Raw genomic sequence first — 7,161 nt, 5'->3', positions numbered from 1 at the left:
CACACCCCACCACACCGTATGCCCCCCGCTTCACACCTTCTGGGGGGCGCGGGGGGGCCCCGGGGGGGGGGGGGGGGGCCCCCCCCGCCCCCCCCCCCCACTCCGGCTTCGCCGTACCGCGTCCGCGGCGCCGGCTCAGTTCCAGATGGTCGCGTTCTTGTTCTCGGTCGCCTGGTAGCTCTGCGCCGCGTTGTCCAGGGTGGTCGCGATCTGCTGCAGGACCTGCTGGAGGTCGGCGGCCTTCGAGTCCCACAGCTGCTGGCGGGCCTGGTAGCCCTCGCGGGCCACGCCGTCCCAGCTGTTGGCGATGCGCTGCACGCCGGCCTTGAGCTCGTCCAGCTGCGACTGGATGCGCTGAGCGGTCTGACGCACCTCGGAGGACGCGTTCTGGATGGTGGAGAAATTGACGAGAATGCCGTCGGACATGGATCCTCCTGGTCGATGGATGCGCTGCGGCCCGGTCCGCGGACCGCAGGCGGCTGGGGCTTAGGAACCCGCGAGGCTCAGAAGGAGCCGCCGAGGCCGGACATGGACGACTGCTGGTCCTGCTCGGTCTGCGCGTAGGCCTTGGTGGTCGCCTCGATCGCCTGGCGGATCTCGTCGAGCACCTTGTTGAGGGCCACCGCGTCCTCGTTGAAGCGGGTCTGCATCTGCTTGTAGGCCTGGGCCGCCTGGCCCTGCCAACCGTTGCCGACCTGGTCGACCAGCGAGTTGAGGCGCTGGATCTCCCCCTGGACCTGCGCGTTCACCTCGCCGATGCGGTTCGCGAACGCATTCATTTCCTCAGCGGTCGTCCTGAACTGACCAGCCATGATCCACCGTCCCCCATGAGACAGACATTTGTGTCCGGATAGTCCTGACACGGCCTACCCGACGACACCACGGTGTGATGTCCACCAGCACTGTAGTCGCCGAATGCAAGTCCCCCAACACCGGGATCCGGCTGTTACCAGACCATCACACGGGGGACCGCAAGCCTCCTGACGGACGATCAGGCGCTCTGCGCCTGCTCGGCCGCCTTGCTGCTGAGCACGCCGCCGCCCGGCACCAGCGCCGACCAGGGCAGCGGGACCAGGCTCGGGGTGACCGACTTGAAGCCCAGCCGGGCCTTCGCGTCGTCGTCCTGGCTGCCCGCCTGCTGCTGCTGCTGCGGGGACGGACTGGGCACCGGCGTACCGCCGGTGCCGCCGTCGCCGTTGGCCGACAGCGAGTACCGCAGCCCGGTCTCGGTCACCAGGAAGATGCTGCCGGAGCTGTCCTGCATCCCGGGGCCGGACTGCCCGTCCACCGCGCGGTAGAGCAGGCCGTGACCCGGCGTCACATGGGCGCTGGCCGAGCCGAGCGAGACCTTCGCCGGGTAGTCCGTGCTCGCCCACACCGTGCGCTTGATCGCGTCGTGGTCGTAGCCCTCGAAGGTGCTGCAGACGACGGTGCGGGTGGCCTTGGGGCCGACGTTCACCGGCGGCAGCGGCTTGGCGGCCGGCAGGTCCTTGGTGTCGAGGATCGACTTGTCCACGTCGCCGGAGAGTTCGGCGTTCTCGGCCGGGGAGAGCTCGTCCACCTTCGGGATGACGCCCCTGCCGTAGGCGACCTCCAGGTCCGGGTCGTTGCGGATCAGTTCGGCCTGGAAGGGGGTCACCGCGATCAGCTTCGACTTGCCCACCACGTAGTAGGTGTTCTGGAAGCGGACCAGGTGGCCGACGACGGCGAGCTTGGAGTTGATCTTGACGTCGGACTTGGTCTTCGTGTTCTTGTCGAAGCCCGGGATCTTCGGGAAGGTGACCGCCTCGCCGGAGTCCAGGGTGTCCAGCCACGCCTGGGTGACCTGCTGCGGCTCGACGTGGTCGCCGAACAGGCCGTACTCCATGGCGCTGCGGCGCGTGCCGACCAGGCTCACCTCGCCGATCGCGTGCTTGACGCCGTTCATGTCGACCAGGAATTTGCTGCCCGGGGTGTCCTTCTGGATCGGCGGCCCCTGGACGAAGAGGTCCTGCCCCTCGGAGAGCATCAGGTCGGGCTTGGCCAGCGTCTTCGCATCGGCGTCCGCGGCGATGAACACCGCCTGGTTGACGGTGGCCTGGCTGTTGTCCGAGCCCGGGCGGTTGCAGACCGACCACTTCTTGGCCTCGCCCGCGTCGTCGGCGTTGGGCAGCCGGTCCGGCGCGTACGGGATGCCGATGGTGGCGCCGTGGTTCTTGTACTCGTCGAGCACGTTGTCGGCGACCTGCACGACCTTCGAGCCGGCCGGCAGCACCAGACGGGCGGAGGACATGTTGAGGACCTGGTGCAGCACCTTCTCGTGGGTCTGCGGGTCCTCCAGCACCACGTAGCGGGTGGTGGAGTCCTTGCCCTGGACGATGTTCTTGCCGTCGTCCCAGTTCAGCGGAGCGCTGGGCTTGATGACACCCCACATGCCGAAGCCGGCCACGATCACCGCGCCCACGACGAAGCTCGGCAGCACCGCGCGCAGCGGCCGCGGCGCGTCCTCGTCGTTGCCCCCGCCGCCGGGCTGCAGGAACGCCCCCACCGTGCGCTTGCGCGCGAAGTTGTACGCGTTCAGCTCGTCCCTGCGTGATGCCATGCTCGTCCCCGTCTCCCCTGTGTGCCCGTCGCCTGCACGACCGTCAGCGCACGTCTGCAGTGCGCGAGTCTGCCACCCGCCGGGCGCCGGGCGCAGCGAACCCTCTACGATGCGGCAGCAGACGGTGAGTACGGTAACGGGTACGGTTCGCCGACCGGCCAACCGGGCCTTGATATCTGATCAGAGAGGTTCACTCGGGGGATGCCAAGCCAGACCGCTCCAGCCCGAACCAGTCCGCCGAACGGCCGGAGGTCGGACAGCCGGGGAGGCCGCCGGGCCGGGCCGGGGCCGGTGCCGACCGCTCCCGTACCGGTGAAGCTCCACCCGCGCCCGGGTCTGCTCGGCACTCGGCTGCAGCTCCAGCAGCTGGTCCTGCTGGAGGTCGCGGCGGCGCTGGTGGCGGTCGGCTGGACGATCTCCCCGGCGATGGCCGGCGCGTTCGCCGTCCCGGCCGTGCTGCTGGTGGTGCTGGCCCTGCTGCCGCTCGGCGGACGCACCGCGCCGGAGGCGATGCGCGTCCGGATGTCGCTCAAGTCCCGTCGCCGGGAGGCGCAGTACAACGTGCCGCCGCCCGGCACCGACCCGGCGCTGGCACCCGCGCTGGAGGTCGAGCCGGCCCTGCGCACGTACACCCACGTCACCGAGACCGACCTCGGCGACGGCCGCCCGATGCGCCGGGAGACCGGCATGGTCGGCGACGGCACCTTCTTCACCTCGGTGCTGCTCGTGCAGGCCAAGGACCAGCCGCTGCGGCCCGCGCGGACGGCGCTGCCGCTGCCCCTGGACATCGTCTGCTCCGCCCTCCAGGTCGACGACATCGCCCTGGAGTCGGTGCAGTTGGTGCAGCACACCCAGCCGGCGCCGGCCCCGCACCTGCCCGACCAGTCGCTGGCCGCCCGTGCCTACCACCAGCTGCCCGACGGCCCGGCCACCCCGGCGCTCCGGCTGACCTGGGTCGCGCTGAAGCTCGACCCGGAGGCCTCGGCCACCGCGGTGCTCGCTCGCGGCGGCGGCGAGGAGGGCGCCCGCAAGACCCTGCAGCGGGTCACCGACCAACTCGCCGGCCGGCTCAACGCGGCCGGTTTCACCGCGACCGTGCTGGACGAGCGGGAGCTCATCGCCGCACTGGCCATCTCCATCTGCGCCAACCCGGTGGCGGTGGCCGGCCGGCAGGGCAGCGGCGCCGGTGGCGCGGCCGCCCGCCGCACCCAGGAGAGCAGCCGGTTCTGGCGGATCGACGACCGCTGGCACACCACGTACTGGATCTCCAAGTGGCCGCAGCTGACCCGCCCCGGCGGTGCGCCCGGCCGGATCTCCGCGCCGGACCTGGTCAACCTGGTCACCGGCACCCCGGCCCTGGCCAGCACCTTCAGCCTGACCGCCGGCCGCGGCACGGGCGGCTCGGTCGCGATCAGCGGGCACGTCCGGGTGACCGGGCGCAGCGAGAGCGAGGTCGCCCAGGTCGGACGGCTGGTGGAGTCCCGTGCGCAGAGCGCGGGCGTCGGCCTCACCCGCCTCGACCAGGAGCAGGCGCCCGGCCTGCTCGCCACGCTGCCCCTGGGAGGGACGTCCTGATGGCCTACCAGACCTACGCGGGGCAGACCCCGCAGCCCGCGGCCGAGCCCGCGAACACGCCGCGGATCCGGCCGGGCTTCGGCCTGCGCGGCCCGCGCCGCGAGAAGCACGTGCTCACCCCCGAGGACCTCGGTGCGCTCTCCTTCCCGGTCGGCGACGACGGCGTGGTCATCGGCATCGACCCGCAGCAGCAGCCCGCGGTGATCGGCCTGTTCCGCCCGCACGCCTACGAGGTGGTGCTGGTCGGCGGCATGTGGACGGCGCAGGTGATCGCGCTGCGCGCGGCCGCGACCGGTGCCCGGGTGGCGGTGGAGACCGGCCGCCCGCAGGCCTGGGCGCCGATGGCGCAGGCGGCCGGCGGCGGCCAGCCGTGCGTGACGGTGCACCAGGTCGGCAGGGTCGGCCCGCAGGGCGCCTCGGTGGCCTCGCCGGTACTGGTGATCCGCGACCTCGGTGCCCGGCCGTCGCGCAGCCGGCTGTCGGCGGCGCCCTGGCAGACCACGCTGACCCTGCTGCCCTACCTCGGCCCGAACGCCACCCGGGTGCTCAACTCGGCCGACCTGGTGGGCGTGCAGCGGATCTCGCCGCAGGAGGCCGAGGTCGTCGCCCGGCTGCTGTCGCTGGGCGACCAGGAGGTCGCGGCGCTGCCGACGCTGGGCGAGAACATCACGCTGTGGGCGACCCGGATGCGCCGCCAGTACGTGATGACCAATCCGGTCGAGGCCGAGGCCCAGGTGCTGGGCGGCCCCCGCCGGATGGACTGACCGCACACGACCCGCAGCGGGGGCCGAAGGTGAACATCCGGTGCGGATTCACCCGATGGACGGGCGCCGCCGGCCGCATCCGCCCTGCCCACCGAGCCGTCAGATCCGGCACCGCCTTCAGGTGACCGCGGATCACGGCCTAGTCTTGTTGCCCGACGGCACCGCCGAGTGCGGAAGAACGAGGGAGCCCAAGTGAGCAGCGATCGGGACGGCGTCTACGTCGGCGACAACCCGGCGGAGGATGACGACGACTGGTCGGACGAGCCCGACTACGCGCCCCCGTCCTGGTACACGCAGAGCGCCGCGCCCGCCCAGCCCGAGCCGGCGCCGGCCCCGGCACCCGTGGTGGCCGCCCCTGCGCCGGTGCCGCAGCAGCAGCCGGCGCCGGTGCAGCCCGCGCCGCAGCCCGTGGTCCCGCAGCCGGCCGTGCCCGGGCCGACGGCCGTCCAGCCCCCCGCGCCGGTGCCCGCTCCCGCACCGGTGGCGGACGCTCCGGCGCCGGCCCCCGCCCCGGCCGTCCCGCAGCCCCCGGTGGCCGCGGACCCGGTGGTGCCCGCCCCCGCTGCCGAGACCGCCCCGCCGGTGGTCCCGCCGGCGCCGGCCCCGGCACCCGCCCCGGCTCCCGCGCCGGCTCCGGTGCAGGCCGGCCCGGTACCGGTGCCCGAGACCGCGCCCGTGCCGCCGCCGGTGCACGAGCAGCCCCCGGCCCCGCAGCCGTGGCCGCCCGCGCCGGAGCAGCAGGGTGTGCCGCAGGCCCCGCCGGTCCAGCCGGGACCGCCCGGCCCGGCACCGCAGCCGTACCCGCAGCAGGCCGGTGCGCCGCAGGCCCCGCAGCCCGGTCCGTGGCCGCCGCAGCAGGCCGCGCCGCCGGCGCCCGCCCCCGGGCCGGTCGACCCGCGGACGGGCGGCTGGCCGCAGCCGAACGCGTACCCGTCGCCGTACCCGCAGCAGGGCGGCGTTCCGCAGGCCCCCGCGGCGTTCCAGCAGCCCGGGCCGCAGCAGGGCATGGCGCACGGCGCCGCGCTCGGCTACACCGCGGCGGTCGAGCTCTCCTCGGACCGGCTGCTGCGGGGCCAGCCGAAGGCGCAGCGGCAGCAGCCGCGGTTCCAGTTCGGCGGCAAGGCCGCCCAGGCGGACCGGGCCCGCAAGCTGGAGATCATCCGCACGCCGGTGATGAGCTGCTACCGGATCGCGGTGATCAGCCTCAAGGGCGGTGTCGGCAAGACCACGACCACCACCTCGCTCGGTGCGACGCTGGCCAGCGAGCGGCAGGACAAGGTCATCGCGATCGACGCCAACCCGGACGCGGGCACGCTCGGCCGCCGGGTGAAGCGGCAGACCGGTGCGACCATCCGCGACCTGGTCACCGCGATCCCGCACCTGCGCAGCTACATGGACATCCGCCAGTTCACCTCGCAGGACCTGCACTCGGGCCTGGAGATCCTGGCGAACGACGTCGACCCGGCCGTCTCGACGACCTTCGACGACTCGGACTACCGCCAGGTCATCCAGGTGCTGGGCCAGCACTACCCGATCATCCTGACCGACTCCGGCACGGGCCTGCTGTACAGCGCGATGCGCGGGGTGCTCGACCTGGCCGACCAGTTGATCATCGTCTCGACGCCGAGCGTGGACGGTGCCTCCAGTGCGTCGACCACGCTGGACTGGCTGTCCGCGCACGGCTACGCGGACCTGGTGCAGCGCAGCATCACGGTGGTGTCCGGGGTCCGCGAGACCAGCAAGATGATCAAGGTCGAGGACATCGTGGCGCACTTCCAGACCCGCTGCCGCGGCGTCGTGGTGGTGCCCTTCGACGAGAGCCTGGCCGCGGGCGCCGAGGTCAACCTGGCGATGATGCGGCCCAAGGTCCGGGACGCGTACTTCGAACTGGCCACCCTGGTGGGCGAGGACATCGCCCGCGCCCAGCACGCGCAGCAGGCGGCCTGGGCCCAGCAGCAGGGCTACCCGCAGCAGATGCCGGCGCCGCAGCAGCAGCCGTACCCGCCGCAGCAGGGCTACCCGCCGCAGGCCCAGCCGGGGTACGGCTACCCGGCCCAGCCGGCGCCGGGCGTCCCGTGGGCCCCGCAGCCCGGCCAGGCGCCGCCGCCGGGCTACGGCCAGCCGCCGCAGGCCGCGCCCGGGGCGCAGCCGCTGCCGCAGGAGTGGCAGCAGGGCGGACCGGGGTACGGCTACCCGCCGCCGCAGGACGGCCAGCAGCCCCCGCCGCCGCCCGGGTACGGC

General features: G+C 73.5%; 6 protein-coding genes. 3 read left to right on the top strand and 3 right to left on the bottom strand.

Features of this window, described 5'->3' with window-relative positions; genetic code table 11:
• Nucleotides 1-135 precede the first annotated feature (135 nt).
• From ACFV0G_RS28640 to ACFV0G_RS28630, 3 genes are all read right to left on the bottom strand, one after another.
• The gene (locus ACFV0G_RS28640) at nucleotides 136-426 is read right to left on the bottom strand and encodes a WXG100 family type VII secretion target (RefSeq protein WP_380554159.1); all 291 of its coding nucleotides are present in this window, start codon (nucleotides 424-426) and stop codon (nucleotides 136-138) included.
• Between the two features lie 77 nt (nucleotides 427-503).
• Nucleotides 504-812, bottom strand: coding sequence for a WXG100 family type VII secretion target (locus ACFV0G_RS28635; protein ID WP_380554156.1), 309 nt, complete (start codon nucleotides 810-812; stop codon nucleotides 504-506).
• A 179-nt stretch (nucleotides 813-991) separates the two neighbouring features.
• Nucleotides 992-2,581, bottom strand: a complete 1,590-nt coding sequence (locus tag ACFV0G_RS28630) for a type VII secretion protein EccB (protein ID WP_380554152.1) — start codon at nucleotides 2,579-2,581, stop codon at nucleotides 992-994.
• A gap of 312 nt (nucleotides 2,582-2,893) precedes the next feature.
• On the opposite strand from ACFV0G_RS28630, the gene eccE reads away from it, so the two are divergent.
• The 3 genes from eccE to ACFV0G_RS28615 all read left to right on the top strand — a co-directional run.
• Complete coding sequence (gene eccE, locus ACFV0G_RS28625; RefSeq protein ID WP_380554149.1) at nucleotides 2,894-4,156, top strand: type VII secretion protein EccE; 1,263 nt, start codon at nucleotides 2,894-2,896, stop codon at nucleotides 4,154-4,156.
• On the top strand, nucleotides 4,156-4,920 hold the full coding sequence (locus ACFV0G_RS28620) for a hypothetical protein (RefSeq protein ID WP_380554146.1): 765 nt from the start codon (nucleotides 4,156-4,158) through the stop codon (nucleotides 4,918-4,920). Before eccE ends, ACFV0G_RS28620 begins: the two co-directional genes overlap by 1 nt.
• A 192-nt stretch (nucleotides 4,921-5,112) precedes the next feature.
• Nucleotides 5,113-7,161, top strand: a 2,049-nt coding sequence (locus ACFV0G_RS28615) for a MinD/ParA family protein (RefSeq protein ID WP_380554143.1), incomplete at its 3' end; no start/stop codon positions are given.

It is taken from the genome of Kitasatospora sp. NPDC059571 (genome assembly GCF_042735675.1).
In the GTDB taxonomy this organism is placed as follows: domain Bacteria; phylum Actinomycetota; class Actinomycetes; order Streptomycetales; family Streptomycetaceae; genus Kitasatospora.
Note: the sequence above shows the minus strand (reverse complement) of the source record. Positions and strands in the feature narration are given on the sequence as shown.